At 45.7% G+C, this 16,912-nt stretch carries 14 protein-coding genes and 1 tRNA gene; 3 read left to right on the plus strand and 12 right to left on the minus strand.

Annotation, left to right across the window (positions count from 1 at the left end; all coding sequences use genetic code 11):
- Positions 1-73: 73 nt before the first annotated feature.
- The 5 genes from rtcA to P0078_RS13255 all read right to left on the minus strand — a co-directional run bounded on the left by rtcA (position 74) and on the right by P0078_RS13255 (position 4,159).
- A complete protein-coding gene (rtcA, locus tag P0078_RS13235) occupies positions 74-1,093 on the minus strand; it encodes an RNA 3'-terminal phosphate cyclase (RefSeq protein WP_282930430.1) in 1,020 nt (339 codons plus the stop codon).
- Positions 1,094-1,138: 45 nt separating this feature from the next.
- Positions 1,139-2,299 (minus strand): slipin family protein, encoded by a 1,161-nt coding sequence (locus tag P0078_RS13240; protein WP_282930431.1) that lies wholly within the window; start codon positions 2,297-2,299, stop codon positions 1,139-1,141.
- Positions 2,300-2,668: 369 nt separating this feature from the next.
- Positions 2,669-2,740 (minus strand) — tRNA-Ser (locus tag P0078_RS13245).
- A gap of 14 nt (positions 2,741-2,754) precedes the next feature.
- The gene (locus P0078_RS13250) at positions 2,755-2,883 is read right to left on the minus strand and encodes a hypothetical protein (protein WP_282930432.1); all 129 of its coding nucleotides are present in this window, start codon (positions 2,881-2,883) and stop codon (positions 2,755-2,757) included.
- A 46-nt stretch (positions 2,884-2,929) separates the two neighbouring features.
- Positions 2,930-4,159, minus strand: a complete 1,230-nt coding sequence (locus P0078_RS13255) for an RtcB family protein (RefSeq protein ID WP_282930433.1) — start codon at positions 4,157-4,159, stop codon at positions 2,930-2,932.
- Between the two features lie 219 nt (positions 4,160-4,378).
- Here P0078_RS13255 and rtcR point away from each other — a divergent pair, with 219 nt between their 5' ends.
- The 3 genes from rtcR to P0078_RS13270 all read left to right on the plus strand — a co-directional run bounded on the left by rtcR (position 4,379) and on the right by P0078_RS13270 (position 8,399).
- Positions 4,379-5,977 carry an RNA repair transcriptional activator RtcR gene (rtcR, locus tag P0078_RS13260; protein ID WP_282930434.1) on the plus strand — a complete coding sequence of 533 codons (1,599 nt, stop codon included), beginning with the start codon at positions 4,379-4,381 and terminating at the stop codon, positions 5,975-5,977.
- A 60-nt stretch (positions 5,978-6,037) separates the two neighbouring features.
- A complete protein-coding gene (locus tag P0078_RS13265) occupies positions 6,038-7,528 on the plus strand; it encodes a C13 family peptidase (RefSeq protein WP_282930435.1) in 1,491 nt (496 codons plus the stop codon).
- 91 nt (positions 7,529-7,619) lie between these two features.
- Complete coding sequence (locus P0078_RS13270) at positions 7,620-8,399, plus strand: TSUP family transporter (protein WP_353057005.1); 780 nt, start codon at positions 7,620-7,622, stop codon at positions 8,397-8,399.
- A gap of 84 nt (positions 8,400-8,483) precedes the next feature.
- On the opposite strand, the gene P0078_RS13275 is transcribed toward P0078_RS13270, so the two are convergent.
- The 7 genes from P0078_RS13275 to P0078_RS13305 all read right to left on the minus strand — a co-directional run bounded on the left by P0078_RS13275 (position 8,484) and on the right by P0078_RS13305 (position 16,779).
- Positions 8,484-9,710, minus strand: a complete 1,227-nt coding sequence (locus P0078_RS13275; protein ID WP_282930437.1) for a glycosyltransferase family 2 protein — start codon at positions 9,708-9,710, stop codon at positions 8,484-8,486.
- Positions 9,707-10,690 (minus strand): glycosyltransferase family A protein, encoded by a 984-nt coding sequence (locus P0078_RS13280; RefSeq protein WP_282930438.1) that lies wholly within the window; start codon positions 10,688-10,690, stop codon positions 9,707-9,709. Before P0078_RS13280 ends, P0078_RS13275 begins: the two co-directional genes overlap by 4 nt.
- 268 nt (positions 10,691-10,958) lie before the next feature.
- Entirely contained in the window at positions 10,959-11,630 is a 672-nt protein-coding gene (locus tag P0078_RS13285) for a DUF5700 domain-containing putative Zn-dependent protease (protein ID WP_353057074.1), read from the minus strand.
- Positions 11,552-12,001, minus strand: coding sequence for a hypothetical protein (locus P0078_RS13290; RefSeq protein ID WP_282930439.1), 450 nt, complete (start codon positions 11,999-12,001; stop codon positions 11,552-11,554). Before P0078_RS13290 ends, P0078_RS13285 begins: the two co-directional genes overlap by 79 nt.
- A 252-nt stretch (positions 12,002-12,253) precedes the next feature.
- Positions 12,254-14,038, minus strand: coding sequence for a DUF885 domain-containing protein (locus P0078_RS13295; RefSeq protein ID WP_282930440.1), 1,785 nt, complete (start codon positions 14,036-14,038; stop codon positions 12,254-12,256).
- A gap of 199 nt (positions 14,039-14,237) precedes the next feature.
- Positions 14,238-14,975: a YopT-type cysteine protease domain-containing protein gene (locus P0078_RS13300; protein WP_282930441.1), complete on the minus strand. Its 738-nt coding sequence runs from the start codon at positions 14,973-14,975 to the stop codon at positions 14,238-14,240.
- Positions 14,976-15,954: 979 nt separating this feature from the next.
- Positions 15,955-16,779: a hypothetical protein gene (locus tag P0078_RS13305; RefSeq protein WP_282930442.1), complete on the minus strand. Its 825-nt coding sequence runs from the start codon at positions 16,777-16,779 to the stop codon at positions 15,955-15,957.
- Positions 16,780-16,912: the final 133 nt, after the last annotated feature.

The raw sequence follows: 16,912 nt of genomic DNA on the forward strand, positions 1-16,912 counted from the left end.
TCGACGGCTTTGGCAATGTCTCAGGGCTGGGGCAACCCAGCCCCTTGTACCTAACATCGGGCTTTCTTTTCTCTTAGCAGTTCTCAACCACTACTCGCCACTGATCCTCTCCCACTTGGTTCAAATCGATGGTCACTCCTGTTATCTGACGCACGACTTCGATATTGGTCAAGAGGTGGAGGCTCGGCTTCAGGGTAGTGAAGCTTCCACCGACCCCCAGCACCAATGGGAGTATTAGCTGGTCAGCCAGATGTTCGCCCACTGGCACGCCGGCGTGCATATAGCGTTGCATCTGCCGAATCGCGCGATCGGCAACACGCTCAGCGCTAACACCCTGCTCCCCCATAGCCTCAAACACCTCAGCCACTTGCTGGGACTGCAGACGCAGGGAGAGTACATTGCCAGGCCCTTGGGACTTCACCTGCCTTTGATGCAGACGCTCCGATCGCCATTCGCACTTCTTACGGACCTGCGCCAGCTCCCGCTGGGCCACATGAGCAGGGATATGGGCCGAGGTCGCCACAGCTTCAGCATCCAGAAGTTCACCCCGTTCTGTCAGCTCCAGTTTTGACCACTGCGATAGCGGCTGGATACGTGTGCGCCATGAACCACCCCCGGCAGGGTAGAAGCCATAATCATCCAGGGCCACCTCCACACCAGCGCCCATACGAGCCAACAGGGGCAAATATGCCTGGGCTATAAAATCAAAGCTGGGAGCCTTTTTATTATGAGTGCCACCTTCAAGACACAACTCACTGACACCATCGGACAATAACAACGGCAGCAATACGGTTTGAAACACCAAACTGGTACTACCGGCCGAGCCAATAGAAAAGTGGTATTTACCGGGACGCACTTTCCCCGGTGCAAAAGTAATTTCCGAGGCACCCAATTGTTCGCCGCTGACTTCGGCATGGCTAATCGCTTTAGCTGCTCGCAAGCAGGCTAAGTGCTGGCGCAACAAACCGGGTTTTTTACGACCTGCTCGAATATTTTTAATTCGAACCGCTATTCCCAAACAAACAGACAAGGTGAGGGATGTCCGCAAAATCTGTCCGCCGCCCTCCCCCTGGGCGCCGTCTATCTCAATCACTGTTTAATTCCTTAAAATTTACATCTTTTTTAGTGAGTGGCGTCTTTAAGCCGTAGGGCGCAACTTCACCAACTCATTCATCACCCCATCGAGACCGCCATATACGGAAATCTTATCGATGCGGGTGCTGACCCGCTCCAAAGCTTCCAGTTCTTTCAAGCGCAACAGTACCGGGTTGTTATCCATCAGCTTGGCGGTATTGTGCAGAGATCGCATAGCTTGGGTTTCTTCCCGGCGCTTAATCAGGTTTGCCTCAGATTCCTTCTGCGCTTCTACAACCTGATTGAGGATCATCTTCATATCGCCGGGCAAAATAATATCCTTGACCCCGACACTGGTAAGCTCGATACCAAATGTCGCCAGCTTGTCACGGATGCCGGTCGCAATCACAATATTCAGCCTATCCTTATCGGCCAGAAGGCTATCCAGGGTTTGGGTACCCACGGCCTCGCGCAAGTGCAGCTGCAATTCGCGATAAATAAAACCTGTACTATCGCTGAGCTTTAGCGCTACTTTTTTTGCATCGGCAATTTTGTAAGCGCCAGTCAAGTTGACACGCAGGCTGACCCTATCCTTGGTCAGAATTTCCTGGCCGCTAACTTCGATGGTTTTCAACCGCAAGTCCAGTACCTTAACCTCGATAGAGCGGTTGTATTTCCAGTAGCCATAACAGCCGGGCTGTAACACCTTTTCCAACTTACCGTTGACCATTAACAGGCCCACGTGCTCATCGGGAATCTCGTTGTAGCTTACCGCCTGAAGGGCGGTGCGCATTTGTCCAGCACGTACACCTCGCCCCAGTAAGCCCAGGACTTTTTTATCGATGGCGTATTCCTCAGAGATATCCACGATTTCCACTCGCACGGATTCACCGCCCTTCCACACAGCGCGAAAAGTACCCGGTGGCAAAATATCGACCAAGTGATTATCCCGGTAAAACAATCCCACCTGATGGTCTGACAATTCATAGGATTGCAGGTATTCACCAAGGATCTCACCATAGGTGTTTAACAAAAATTTGGCTTTGATTTCACCGAATACCACATCGGTAATATCGTAAGTTTCTGCCCGTACATCACCGGACAATAGGGATATACGATGGCTGCCAGGTGGCAGCACCCCTTCAAAACGGTTGCGGCGAAATAGCAACACTCGCTCGCTATCCGCAACATCCACGTTCTTCCATATTTTGAACAGAGATATCATGGTTCTTATCTTTTATTCCATTTCCATACTGCGTTACCCCATGGGGCCGCAAAGGTGGGGCCCGTCCAGCGACTGGTGGTAAACCGTTTGTGCCGAGCAGGACCCAGCGGCAGAGGAATTGCAACCTTCTCCACCAGGCTCACCCTGAGCCTTCAGCCAAATTCCCTGGCCAGGAGAAACAATGACAAATCTTGCCGCTGGATCGCACAGGGCAAACCCACGATTAACGACACAGTTGCCGGAGCACCTCCGCGATAAACCGCTAAATCCTATTTACCGCATCGAGAGGTTGTCGGACCCCGGATAGATTTTTAACAGGGAGTCGAACCCCAGGCTCTCGCCTCTTTCCAGATCGTTTTGAGAACGATGGGACTTTGGCAGGAATCGAACCTGCTACCAATCGATAAGTTATCGACTGCTCTACCAAATGAGCTACAAAGTAAATGTTTGAACTTCTATCCCGTGGGTACACCTGCCGCCATAGGCGGTGATGCCAGGCCGGGATTCAGAACCGGCTCCGCTGACGGGCTAAAGAACTCAAACTCGGTTGCGGCAACCCGGCGAATTCGTCCGGCGGCCTGCATACTTTAGCAATTGCCTTAGTTCGGCCGATCCCTGGCCTAAAACGCGTCAGCCTTTGACGCAAACCACTTGCTTGAGGGTGTAGACGATTTCCACCAGGTCTTTCTGTGCTGCCATAACCTTTTCGATAGGTTTGTAGGCCGATGGGGTTTCATCGATCACACCCTCGTCTTTTCGGCATTCCACATCGGCGGTGGCCGCGCGATGCTCTTCCAGGGAGACCAGCTTTTTGGCCTTGGTACGGGACATCACTCGTCCGGCCCCATGGCTACAGCTACAGAAGCTTTCTTCGTTACCCAGCCCCCGCACAATAAATGACTTGGCCCCCATACTACCGGGAATAATACCCATTTCGCCGGCACGCGCTCTTACAGCGCCTTTCCGGGTCACCAATACATCCTTGCCGTAATGATGCTCGCGGGAGACATAATTGTGGTGACAATTCACCGCTTCCATACACGCCTCAAAATCCATCCCCAGGGCCTGCTTCACCGCGTTAATAGTGCGCGCCATCATCACTTCGCGATTGATACGGGCAAACTCCTGCGCCCACTCCACCGCTTGCACATAGTCGTCAAAGTGCTCGGTACCTTCCGGGAAATAGGCCAGGTCATTGTCCGGCAAGTGGATATGCCAGCGCTCCATATCCCGCTTGGCTTTCTCAATAAAGTAAGTACCTATTCGATTTCCCACTCCCCGAGAACCACTATGCAGCATCAACCACACGCTACCCTGTTCATCCAGGCACATCTCGATAAAGTGATTGCCTGTACCAAGTGTTCCCAAGTGATTGATATTATTAGTATTTTTTAATACCAGATGCCTCTCTTTGAGCAGTTCAAACTGGGCGGCCAGAGGCGCCCAACCGGCAAGTGCATCGTCCGGTGGATTCTCCCAGGCCCCCTTGTCCCGCCCTCTCCCCCGGTGTCGGCCAGTACGTCCGTGGGGCACGGCTCGTTCGATGGCGCTGCGCACTCCAGCCAGGTTGTCCGGCAGTTGCGCCGCCATCAGGCTGGTGCGAACCGCCATCATGCCGCAGCCAATGTCCACCCCTACGGCAGCGGGAATTACTGCCCCCAGGGTTGGGACTACGCTGCCAATGGTGGCGCCTTTGCCCAGATGTACATCGGGCATCGCCGCGACCCATTTATGGACGAATGGCATCTGCGAGATATTTTTGAGCTGCGCTTTGGCTTCATCTTCAAAAGGCACACCCAGGGTCCAAGACTTAATCGGTACCCCACCTGCCTGCATTACTTCATATGGCATTGGTTTCATCTTCCACTCCTTTTGAAACCGCGCTTGGTATTCATGTGTTTCATTTAGTTATTGATATAGCGAATTGGGTGCCAACTTTTGCAGACAACTGAAAAATACTTGTAACCTATTGTTTTTTAACGATTTATTTTTTATCTCAGGATTTTTTAGTAGATTTTTTGAGACAGGGGATTCATAAATTTCTATCTTTTTTGATAGTTAAATCATATTTTAGATAGAATGAAGACAATCGCTATCAGTATTCTCGGTACCAGCAAGGACCGGCGCGGCAAAGGCGACAAGCGCTGGGATAAATGGCGCCCAAACATTTCCATGTGCCAGCACGATGACCTATTGATCGATAGGCTGGAGCTCCTTTTCGACAACCACTCGAGAAGCCTGGCTGACCAGGTCACAGAAGATATTGCGCGGGTCTCTCCAGAGACCGAAGTGGTCCACCACCGGGTGAACTTCAATGACCCTTGGGATTTCGAGAGCGTATATAGCAATCTGCTGGATTTCGCCCGCGCCTATAGCTTCAAGCCGGATGACGAGCAGTACCTGGTGCATATCACCACCGGTACCCATGTAGCTCAGATCTGCTTGTACCTGTTAACAGAGGCGGGGTATTTCCCCGGGCGTCTGCTGCAAACTTCCCCAGCGCGAAAGAACAGTAGCTTGCCGGGCGAGTACCAAATCATCGATTTGGATCTGTCCAAATACGACCAGATCGCCTCGCGCTTCCAGAGGGAACACCAGGAGGGCACCACCTATCTGAAGGGTGGAATCGAGACCAACAATCTCGCCTTTAACCAGATGATCGAGCAGCTGGAACAGGTCTCGATCCGCTCCGACGCCCCCATACTGATTACCGGCCCCACAGGGGCAGGTAAATCCCAGCTGGCCCAGCGTGTCTTTGAACTACGCAAGCAGCGGGGCAAGCTAGAGGGTGGCCTGGTAGCGGTTAACTGCGCCACCCTACGCGGCGAAAATGCCATGTCCGCCCTGTTCGGCCATCGTAAAGGCGCCTATACCGGTGCCACCACCCACCGGCCAGGCTTGCTTATGGAAGCAGATAAGGGCCTGCTGTTTCTCGATGAAATCGGTGAGTTGGGATTGGATGAGCAGGCCATGTTATTGCGTGCGATTGAGCACAAACGCTTTATGCCTTTCGGCTCTGATAAGGAAGTAAGCAGTCACTTCCAGCTGATCGCCGGTACCAACCGGGATCTGGTACAGCTCTGCCAAGAAGGTAAATTTCGCGCGGACCTGCTCGCCCGTATCGATCTATGGACCTACCGACTGCCCTCTCTACGAGAGCGTATTGAAGACCTGGAACCCAATATAGATTTTGAGCTGGAGGCTTTCTCCAGGAAATCCGGGCATCTTGTCAGCTTTAATAGAGCAGCACGGGAAAAGTACCTGAGTTTTGGGCGCTCCCGCGAGGCCAGCTGGTCTGCGAACTTTCGCGATCTTAACGCCAGTATCTTGCGTATGGGTACCCTCGCCGACGGTGGGCGTATCACGACTCAAGTGGTGGAAGAGGAAATCCATAGGCTGCGAATTAAATGGCAAAATCCACTAACAGATTCATCGCTACCTCTTGCCCACATTGAAGCACTGTTGGGCCCTGATCAGATCGAACAGATGGATTACTACGAGCAAATCAAACTTGCTGGGCTAATTCAAGTTTGTGAAGAATCCAACTCGATGGCCGAGGCCGGACGCAAATTATTTCAAGTGAGCCGCACCTCAAAAAAATCCAACAACGACTCACACCGGGTACGCCAACTTTTAGATAAATACGGTCTTAAATTCGACCAGCTGAATAAAACATAGAGGCCACTTAGCATCATTTTTTGTTAGTCTGATTCCAAAAGCCGGATGCTGGATCATGGAATGAAATACACCTATTTAACGCCGTTTATTTTCTTACTCAGCGCCTGTGAGCCAACCCAGTTCGCGGGTGGTACCGCCTTGCCAGATGGCTCTGTTTACAGAGGCGAGATGCTTAACGGTCTGTTTCATGGATGGGGTCAGCTCGAATGGCCCAACGGAAGCCATTATCGTGGCGACTTTCAAGAAGGTCGCATGACAGGTGAAGGTGAGTTAACTGGAAGTGATGGCTGTAGCTATAAAGGGGAATTCCTCAATGGAGAACCCCACGGCAAAGGCCGCTATACCTGCGATGAAAATGAATGGGCGGGAGAATTCCATGAAGGGGAGCTGCAAAGCGGTACTTTAAATTGGGATGAAGGTGGGCGTTATCATGGTGAGTTTTTAAACTTTGATCCCCACGGCGAAGGCAAACTCACTGCAGAAGATGGCAGCTTTTATCAGGGCAGCTTTGAAAACGGTTTTTTAATACAAGGTAGCTATTCGGATAGCGATGGTCATCGTTATACCGGCAATTTCGAATACGGCTCCTATTCCGGCGAAGGTGAACTCACACAGCCCGACGGTACGATTATCCGTGCTACTTTCCGCTATGGAGAAGCAGAAGGAGAAGGCGTACGAATAAGTACGGATGCTGAAGGAAACACTGTCGAGGAGTCTGCCTATTTCTCCGGTGGTACCTATTATCCCAGCGAAGACGCCTGGCGCGCACAGACAGATATTCCCGGTGCCCAAGTAGAAGCCAGGCTCTACAGCGAGAGTGAGCGCTTACAAAGTGCCATAGCCGCCCTCCCCTCACAACGGCCCGGCGTACGCGATATTTACACCCTACTGATAGGTGGTGACGGTACCTCTCCAGTATTTGCCAGGGAGCTGGACTGGGTGGCAGAGCGCCTCGATGAAGCCTTTAGCATTGACCAACGTATGCTACGCCTCAGTAACGGCGGCGGATACGGTTTCCCCCTGGCTACCCGCACCAGTATCCAGGAAAGCCTTAATGCAATTGATCAGTTAATGGACCCCAAAGAAGATTTACTTCTCATACACCTGGTCAGCCATGGTGCTCGAAATGGAGATTTCAAAATTGCCGAGGGGGAGATTCCCCTAAATGATTTCTCACTGAAAGATGGGCAACGATTGCTGAACAATATTAACGCCCAGTACCAGTGGATCGTTGTTTCAGCCTGCTTTTCCGGTCAATGGGTAGAAGCCCTACATAGCCCCAATCGGGTCATCTTTACTTCGGCCGCTGCGGATCGCAGCTCCTTTGGATGTAGCGATGATTCCGAGCGCACCTGGTTTAGTTCCGCGCTTTACGGTGAAGCCCTCAATCAGGGAGTGAATAATCCTGAGGCATGGTTTGAAGCCGCTAAGTTAAAAGTAACCGAGATGGAACAGGAACAGGGGATTAAAAGAAGCCGCCACTCCCTGCCCCAATATTCAGTGGGAGAGAATTTCCTAATGTGGTGGCATGGAAAAAAATCGATTTATTAATTTTGGAATTCCAGTACAAACCGACTAAAAAATTATTTTTGGTACTAATCACTATCCACCATAATACCAAGCGAAAGGAGATACCTTCTTGGTGTTAGCTAGCCTCTCTGTAGAATTATTGTTTGTTTTGTTTTTCGTTGCCGTTATTGCGGGCCTACTTGATACACTAGCAGGTGGGGGCGGCCTGATAACTGTACCGGCCCTTATTCTTAGTGGCGTCCCGCCACTAGCTGCCTTGGGTACCAATAAATTACAAGGCAGTATTGGTACTGCAACTGCTACCTACATGATGCTTAAAAACAACAAGATCAGTTGGAATGGAATCAAAAATCTAATGCTATTTGCCTTTATTGGTGCAGCCATGGGCACAATAGCAGTACAGTTCATCAATACTGATGTTTTGTCATTTATTATCCCTGCTGTTCTTTTATTTATCGCTATTTATTTTATAGTTTCTCCGTCCCTTACTCACAGTAGTACTAAACCCAAGGTCTCAAGAAAGAAATACCAATATGGCGTAATCCCATTTATTGGTTACTATGATGGTATGTTTGGCCCCGGAACTGGATCATTTTTTGCCTTATCAGGCGTTGCCTGTAGGGGACAGGATTTACTAACCTCCACAGCCAATGCAAAACCTCTCAATTTTTCCACTAATATCGCATCTTTAATCGTATTCTTATTTGCCGGTCAAATTTTATGGGTTGCGGGAATCTTAATGATGATTGGACAAGTTATAGGTGCCTGGCTGGGATCTCATTTTCTATTTAAAATTAATCCTGGTTATTTACGGGGATTGGTAGTTCTTATGTGTGGTGGAATGTTAATAAAATATATCCACTCTATGGGATGGATAGATTATATTTTCTGAAGGGTATGGAGGTGGCTGGAATTCAGAAAAATCAGATTAAACATTAAGACTTTGGATTGTTTTATGGAGCATCTAAAAAGATCTTTAATGAACTTCTTTTTTAAGCTCCATCAACTCCTTCTTGATCTCGGTGATTTGATTCGATAGCTTGCTCTCAAAATCCTCATTGATTATCGACATATACTGCTCAAACCGACTCTGTTTTATTAGATATTCTAATCTTTCTAGCAATTCATCATTGGAAACTCTTCTCTTGGCTCGTTTCCTGGTAAATTTTATCAGTGGCTTTACCCAGTCAGGCAGTCGATAATAAGTATTTTGAAAACCTCTGCTCATGGAGTATCTAAAACCATTTTTCCGTATATAGATAGATAGCTTTGATGGTAGTAACCTATAAAATAGATTTAAATATTTATCCATCTTACTGCAGTCGGAATACCACTCTCTCACCAAACTCTGCTTATCTCTATCTAACTTCAGAGCGCCTAAAGCTTCATTAAATTCTCTTTCTGTATATTTTTCGATTAATTTTGACTTGGTTAATAGAGAAATTACATTTTTATCACCATAAAGCGGTCGTAATTCTATCAAATACAGCAACCAACATCCCAGAAGATCATTCTTATAATCCGCATCACTAGCATTTTTTGTTAAGTAGTCAAATACAAAATGGTATTGATTCACCAATCGCCGAACCATTAGATCACTTTCCTTTTCATCCACATTGACTAAACTATACGACCCAATTTCTGGCAAAATTAATATTGATTTAGCCTTGATGGTTGTTATCCAATGTAGAGAGTGACCATTAACGCAGGAACCCAAAATAAATTCGGATACTTTATTTCCACAAACAAAGTCCCTGCGATAAAACCTCCTGACATTTATAGAATTTATTTTTAAAACAAACCTGGATTTATCGCCAATAGATTCTGAAAATTTTTGTAGGGGTTTATTATGGCTAAAAAATACTATATCCGGATTCTCTCTATTGACTATACTCTGTAATTTGGGGATCAATGTAGGGTACCAACAATCTCCCTCATCGATAAATCCAACATACTCTCCAAAAGTATTTTTTACTCCAAATTCAAAAATTAGCTGGTCATCAATCTGTGAAGTACTCGGAATATAAATACTTCGAATTCTGGGCATTGAACCTGTAAAATTATTAATCCGACTGCACTCATCATTTTCGCAAAAATGAAGAACAAGAATCTCTATATCCTTGTATTGCTGTCGAATAATACTCTGCAGACAGGTATTGAGATAGACACCGCTAGACTTTGAAATAACGACAATCGAAATCATGCGCATACCACTGAAGTTCGGTAATCTAATACAGAATTAGCAGTATCTGGATCTTTGTCAAAGAGCATTCTCAAATCCGCATTACTCAATGATAGAAAAGATCTTGTAAACTGAGATAGAAAGCTCCCCCTATACTCTTCGTCAAGATTACGCCAGCACCAGTTAAACAATGCTAACTTGCTTTTGACATACAAGTGGTAAAATCTATCTCTAAGATTAATATTCTCATTAAAGAAATCTTCAATCTCATCAAAAACCTGTAATACAGATATACGCCGTGCATCTGAAATATTTGACAGCCTATCTCCTGTGGAATCGACATGATGAATACAAAAAGGGGATTCAAATAATGCAATATCTTTAGCATTTGTGAGCAAATTCCAATGTGCTAACACATCATTATGTACAGGCGTTTGTGAAAACCTAAGGGAAACCCTTTTTGCATAACTGGTTTTAATCAATCTATTCCAAGGGAAGGGTGTTAAACATAGAATGCTATCAAGATCAAAAGTGGAGAAAGTCCTGTTAACAAAGGCTCTAAGCGCCCTGTAGAAAATGGAATTGTCATCACCTGCCATACCGAGATTAATAGTGCTTCCGGGAAATCTACACTTATAGGCCATCAACAAAACATCACTGTTAACTTTTGTAGCAATTGAAACAGCTCTATCCAACATATTTGGGAGGATTAGATCATCGGCATCAAAAAATAAAGTCAGCGGTTCAGCTATTTGATCGAGAGCGCTATTCCTACAATAGCCTGCCCCATTGTTACCATCGTTTAAAATAATTTTATATGAGATTCTATTTTTCTGAAGAAAATCAGCGGCCAACCCAGCCGTGGTATCTGAGGAATTATCGTCAGATAAGTAAATTTTTACATCAGTCGTATTATTATGAACAATAGAGTTCAACGTATTAACAATATTATTTTCTTCATTGTATGTTGGTATCACCACCCCAACTTTACTGTTAGGCATACAAATTCTCTTTATAATTCTCTCAATTATCCCAAAGCAGCAGAATTAAATGTAAACACAATAAGTAAATTAATTTGAATATAATCAAGTCTGATAAAGGCTGTACCACTTAAAGTAGACAGCTATACACCTTTTTTCAAACTTATTAATCGATAATTTGCTTAAGCTAGATGCTTTCGGGAAGGCTAGGGTATGTAACAAGAGAATTAGACGCCTACCCAAGGCGCCTAGATTTTCCAGAACCAACTCTTAGAGTTTTGATTAGGTGCTATATGGCAAGAATAATATCTTCAATCGGTTTATCAAATTTTATTAAATCTTTATTTTTCTCATCTTTATATAGCTTGATATAAGCTTTAAACATAGCTGAAGGTGATTCCTGCAAAAGTGAAACCAGATAATCCCTACCCTTTAACTCTTCGATTCTATTACCGATATAGAAACCTACAAAATACAACGGACTATCCCATACTGCAGAAAAACCCAAATGATAGATTTTGTCAAAGTCTAAACTTGAGTCAATGCATGCACGAAAAAGCATTATTTCAAATAAAACAAAGTTACTATCTATTCGCTGCAAATTTCTTTTAAATTTTTTCTTAAACCATTCTGTGTACTCTTTTCCGTCTGTAACATTTAATGGAGAACCCACAATAGAGGCTATACCCTCCAGACGGGTTTGATTTAAGATTTTCTCACAATTAGAGTCTGGATTTTCTCCCTTTCCATAAAAATTGGACTGAACAACATGATATAACTCATGTGTTGAAAGTGTCAGTAAACCTTCATAATCTCCTTTAAAATACTGCAGCGCAATATAAAAGTTATCATCTTTGGCCCAACCGTCAGAAGTTCCCCCGACTACCATAAAAATATTGGTATCAAAGGAAATATCTTTAGGAGAATAATCACCAACCCCCTCTTTACACTGTTTAAGTATTGCTGAGGATTGCTCTTTATTATCTTGAGTATATCTTCAACTTCGGACAATCGTTCATTTAACTGTTGAAATCTAAAGGGATCATTTTTAACTGGATTACCTTCAACAACGTCGATCAAACTAGACCGAAATGACTCAGTATTGGCTTTACTGTCAAATCTTGAGGTTTGATGGATCGTTGCTTGTATACCCTGCAAACTCACCAGCTTATCTAATTGATCATCAGATACTTTGTCTCCAGATAAAATATCAACTAATCTATCAGCACTCTCAAAATCAATTGTTATATTATCCGTTACTTTCCCTGAGGAAAAAGCCGTAAGACTTATCAGCGACAAGCCTAAAAAAATCACGCACTTAAAGATATTCATTTTACCTCTCGTAAAAATGTAAAAGAAAAGAATAACCAGGTATTTAATCTAAAAAGAATGCTTATTGTGTGATTATTAGACCTTTATTGCCTACACAACCTCCACTCCGAATATGAGACAAAAACAATGCACTTTATGCCAACAAAGCGACTTGTGTTTTCAGCTGTCTCTAAGAAAGTTTTGCTTACGACAGAGGAAATCTTAAAAAGATTAAATCCCACCCACAGGTTGTGAATGGGATTCAGGGTAGGCTTAGGCAGACTTCTGTTCTTCAATAAAGCGCTGCATCTGCTCTTCCAGCATCGAAAGAGGCAAAGCACCATTACTTAACAGTGCATCGTGAAACGATCGCAAATCAAACTTATCGCCAAGCTCCTTTTCCGCAAGAGCTCGCAGCTGGCGAATTTTGATTTCCCCCATCTTGTAAGATAGCGCCTGCCCCGGCCAGGATATGTAGCGATCTACTTCTGCGCGTACATTTGCTGGGGACAGCGAGGTGTTATTAGATAAGAAGTTCAGTGCCTGCTGCCGTGTCCAGCCGTGAGAGTGAATACCGGTATCGATCACCAAGCGAGCGGCACGCCACATTTCATAGCTGAGTCGCCCAAAGTGCTCGTAAGGAGTGGTGTACAGCCCCATCTCTTTACCCAGTCGCTCTGAATAAAGTGCCCAGCCCTCTCCATAAGCGCTAAGGTAAAGGTTGCGACGAAAGTCCGGTACATTCTCAAGCTCTTGCGAGAGAGCATTCTGTAAGTGGTGGCCAGGTACAGCTTCATGCAGGCTGAGAGCTGGTAGCTCATACAGGGGTCGCTGGTCCAACCCATGAGTATTCAGCCAATAGGCACCGCCACGGGTGCCGCCAACGGCGGCTGGGTTATAAGAAGCTGTGGTGTAGTTGGGTGCTATTTCACTAGGCACCGGTACCACGCCATAGGGCGTACGTGGTAACAGGTTAAAGAACTCCGGCAGTACGTAGTCAATACGTTTGGCAATATAGGCCGTTTCCTTGAGCAGCTGTTCCGGTGTTTTGGCATAGAACTGCGGATCTGTACGCAGGAATTGAGTAAACTCAGAAAAACTTCCTTTAAAGCCTGACTCCTTAATCAGAGCTTTCATTTCCGCGCGGATTCTCTTCACCTCAGCAAGTCCTGTGCGATGGATCTCTGCGGGGTCCAGATCCAGAGTCACGTAGTAGCGGATGTTGTGACGATAGTAGTCACTGCCACCGGGCATCTGCTCAGCACCCAGGGTCTTACTGGCAGCCTTCAGGTAGTCACGCTCAAGGAAATCCGCCACCCGTCCAAATGCGGGGATCGCCACTTGCTCAATCGCGGTAAGGCCCTGCGCACGCAAGCGCTTTTGTTCATCGGGAGCTATGGTTTGCGGCATTTCAGCAAAAGGTTTGTACAAACTGCTCTTGCTGGGATCTTTGTATACCTGGGCGCGTACAGTTGGTGCTATACCTTCAACAACGATTTTGGGCAGCACAAAGCCTGTGCGAATTCCCTCGCGCATGTTGGCAATATTCTCATCGAAATAGCGACCAAACTCACCAATACGGGCGATATAGGCTTCGTAGTCAGCGACATCCCTCATCCCCAAACCACTATTTGCCTCCAGTGCACTAGCGTAGAAGCTCGAGAAGGTGTTCAGGGGAATTCGATCAAGGAACAGCTCTTTTTCTTCAACGGAGCTGGCCAAGACCCAAGAGAGCAGTTCACTGTTCACTCGATCTGAGGCACTCAGCTTACTTTGGTCAATCGCTTCCAGACGCCCTATAAAAGCCTGCTCTGCCTCAATACGACGCTGGCGGTCCTCGGCAGTAACGCCTGGCAGCTTGTGGTTATAAGCGGAAACCCCAACCCGGCCCGCAGTAATCGGGTTCTCTCTAAGGGTGAACTGCCAGTGATCGGCAATAACACTCTGAAGCTCTTCGGTAGCAGTTGCAGCCCAGGCTGAGGGCACCATTAAACTGGCGGTAATCATCGCTCCCGCCAGTGACTTCAGATAATCAGTAAAGGATCTCTTGGATTTCACCCTGGGCTCCATAGTGTTGTTAGTAGCTTTAGAGAACAACAGAGCTTGCTCAATTAATTCACCTAATGACCATAGGGAAGCAAGCTTGTTTCAGCACTATACATGAAGGGAGCTAAAGGGGCTCGGTGGGATAAACATGCCACTACGGCAAAGGCGGGGAAGTATCCCTCCCTCCGCCAAGTGGTCAGCCTATTGACAGTTAAGCAGCATGGGAATAACAGAACACATCGTATTTTTCACTCAGTCCGAGGGAGTACATCGATTTACTCCAAAATGAGTTGATAAACCAGTTGCGGAATTCGTCCGTGGTTGGGAACCAAAATTCACCAAAATTTGGATCGAAAAACGCTACATCCTCTGCAACCCAGGCCGCCATAGCATGACCTCCCATTTTTCCTTCAATGCCGATCTTCTTATAGGTACCCACACCTTTAGGCGGCTTTCTCAGAATTTCATTAACCAGATTGGCCGGATTCTGCCGTGTCGTTTTTCCTCTCCCATAAAAGTCGCCATGAAAAGCCTGGATTCGATCCGGGGCATTTGCTCCACGATTCACGACGCTGTCATTTGTGTGTACTCTTAGAATATTATTGGATCGGAGCCATGACTCAGAGACCCTATCCTGATTAACGGCATTTCCACCAATCTGGTGCAAAGTCATTACGTGAAAAAGATGCTGTTCACTCAGTGTGCCATTGGGGAAAAGCCAATTCCAAAGGCTGCCTTCCTTTGCGTGATGCTTTATCCAGTGTACAGAAAGAGATTCACAAATTCCGGCAGAGGTATCTTTATGTATAGTGATCAGTCCCTTCACCGGATTTAAACACTGACTGAAATTGTACAGGAGCGTGCCACCATACTGTTGCACCGATCTCTGAACAGGAGCAACTCTTGTTCCAGTAATTGAAAGTACTGTTTTATCAAACCAAATTGGCATACCCACACCTCTGTATTTGCAAAAATATAAGCACTCTGTCTAGTGCATTACTGTGTCTGCGTAAGATTGAAACAAAAAAAAATTAGGGTAGGTAGGTGTCTATTTTTTTTTAAAATCGACTCTGGAACTTTTTTATTTTCGCTATAAACGCCAACTTAAAATCGGCTCTGGCACGGATATAAATTTGACTCTGGCACTATTTTTAATAGCTAGGAACATCATTGCTATTCATCAAAAATTTTCCCCTGTATCAGACTAAAACTCACAAACTAGTCAACTTGCACATATTCTATAAATCGACTCTGACACTATTTTTAATTAAAAAAAATCGAATTATGACTGAGTTCCTTTCTGCTTTACGCCGTATTTATCTATAGATGACAGGCTATGCCTGCAGTTTCAGGTAAGTAACCACCAACTCGATATGGTTGTCTTCAAGGTGAATGTATAGTCAGATGGGCTTAGGGAGCCTCTGAATAATTCCATGGTTCCTATGTCCTCAGAGCAGTTCGCAATCGAGGCGCGGCTTTGTGCAATGTCCAAGCCTTTCCGAAAATCACATCACTAAGTGTAATTCGCTCTGAAAACCGGACAAGATGGGGCTTGATGGCCACGGCTACTGCGTTGCGGCTTTTGCAAAGAACTGAGGCCATTAGTGCGAGCTGTACCTGACATTTTTAGCCTTCAAGACCCGCTGAGATATTACGAAATTGGTCGGAGGCTCCATAAATAAAGGTAACGGCTAGCAAAAGAAGGCAGCCGAGAATCCGGCTGCCAAGTGCCCATGGGGGGAGGGCTAAGAGGGTAGCATTGGTAGCGTTCTACTATTCCACCAGTACTACAAATTAAAACAATACCTAACCTACGCCCGACAAATATAAGAACCAACTTTATAGCCGCAGATTCAGCCATAGATAACTATTGGTCCAAAATAATAATTGATAAGGGATATTATTGATCTGGCTTATATTTTAATTTATTAAAACCCAATTTTTTCTTTTCTTCCTACACCAAGACCTCTATATGGTTGGGGAAGCCTGAAATTAACAGGATGGTATTCCAAATGTACAGGTTGAGCATTTTGGGAAATCTGTATAAATTTCTTAGCTTGACGTGCTTTCTTACTCTCAATATCCTCAAGCGCTATTTTATACTGCTCAGAATCTTTCGGTATTCTTCTCAACCTCAATATTTTAAGTGCTGGATCTTCTGGCGGCTGAAGACCTCCCTGATCTATGCCACCAAATTCAATGTCTTTTGATTTGATAGGTGTAAAATAGCTAAATTCCACTCCATTCTTCACAATCATTGCCAGCACTTTCATGTCGGGACTCATCGCATATTTTACTTTATGCTGTCTAAGGAGATTGAGAGCTCTCTTGGTAGGTGCGTTGGGCAGTTTGAGCCTTCTATAAACCTCTTTCAGTCCTTCTTCACCATCTTCCCAGCCAAATACAGCCATTTCAGGTGAAGTATATTTAGTTTGCTGGCCGGCATAACTCTGATTACCCGGCCCGGCCCACGAAAGAAGGCCAGCGGAATTAGATGCTGTATGCTCTTGAAGTAAACCTGGATCTAAGGCAAAGCTACGCATCATGGCTACGCCTCTGTAATAGAGCCACGTTTCATTCATATTTGGACATTTGCAGCCCATTACGCCGTTGACCTTATTCTGACACTTAAGAAATCCACTGAAGCCGCCCTTATGGGCATTCAAGCCTAATTTAGGAACCAATCCTCCGGCACTGAGAATGTCAGCTTTTGAGCGGGTTAGCTCGCCTCTTCTACCTGTTAATATCGGCATACTTTCTCTCCATAACTTCTATCAGGTTTTTCAAAAAAACTATTAAAGCTTTAGCTAAACTCTATCAGCCTATCTCACATCAAAACCGAGAAAATTTAGCATTCACGAAAACCCATAAAAACTAAAAAAACAA

It is taken from the genome of Microbulbifer sp. VAAF005, assembly GCF_030012985.1.
Lineage (GTDB): Bacteria > Pseudomonadota > Gammaproteobacteria > Pseudomonadales > Cellvibrionaceae > Microbulbifer.

What these genes read in the sequence shown, in the direction of transcription:
- rtcR (WP_282930434.1), top strand. Translation starts at nt 4,379, where the DNA reads ATGAAGACAATCGCTATCAGTATTCTCGGTACCAGCAAGGACCGGCGC.
- P0078_RS13275 (WP_282930437.1), bottom strand. Translation starts at nt 9,710, where the DNA reads ATGATTTCGATTGTCGTTATTTCAAAGTCTAGCGGTGTCTATCTCAAT.
- P0078_RS13255 (WP_282930433.1), bottom strand. Translation starts at nt 4,159, where the DNA reads ATGAAACCAATGCCATATGAAGTAATGCAGGCAGGTGGGGTACCGATT.
- P0078_RS13300 (WP_282930441.1), bottom strand. Translation starts at nt 14,975, where the DNA reads ATGCCAATTTGGTTTGATAAAACAGTACTTTCAATTACTGGAACAAGA.
- P0078_RS13240 (WP_282930431.1), bottom strand. Translation starts at nt 2,299, where the DNA reads ATGATATCTCTGTTCAAAATATGGAAGAACGTGGATGTTGCGGATAGC.
- P0078_RS13305 (WP_282930442.1), bottom strand. Translation starts at nt 16,779, where the DNA reads ATGCCGATATTAACAGGTAGAAGAGGCGAGCTAACCCGCTCAAAAGCT.
- P0078_RS13290 (WP_282930439.1), bottom strand. Translation starts at nt 12,001, where the DNA reads ATGAATATCTTTAAGTGCGTGATTTTTTTAGGCTTGTCGCTGATAAGT.
- P0078_RS13265 (WP_282930435.1), top strand. Translation starts at nt 6,038, where the DNA reads ATGAAATACACCTATTTAACGCCGTTTATTTTCTTACTCAGCGCCTGT.
- P0078_RS13280 (WP_282930438.1), bottom strand. Translation starts at nt 10,690, where the DNA reads ATGCCTAACAGTAAAGTTGGGGTGGTGATACCAACATACAATGAAGAA.
- P0078_RS13250 (WP_282930432.1), bottom strand. Translation starts at nt 2,883, where the DNA reads ATGCAGGCCGCCGGACGAATTCGCCGGGTTGCCGCAACCGAGTTTGAG.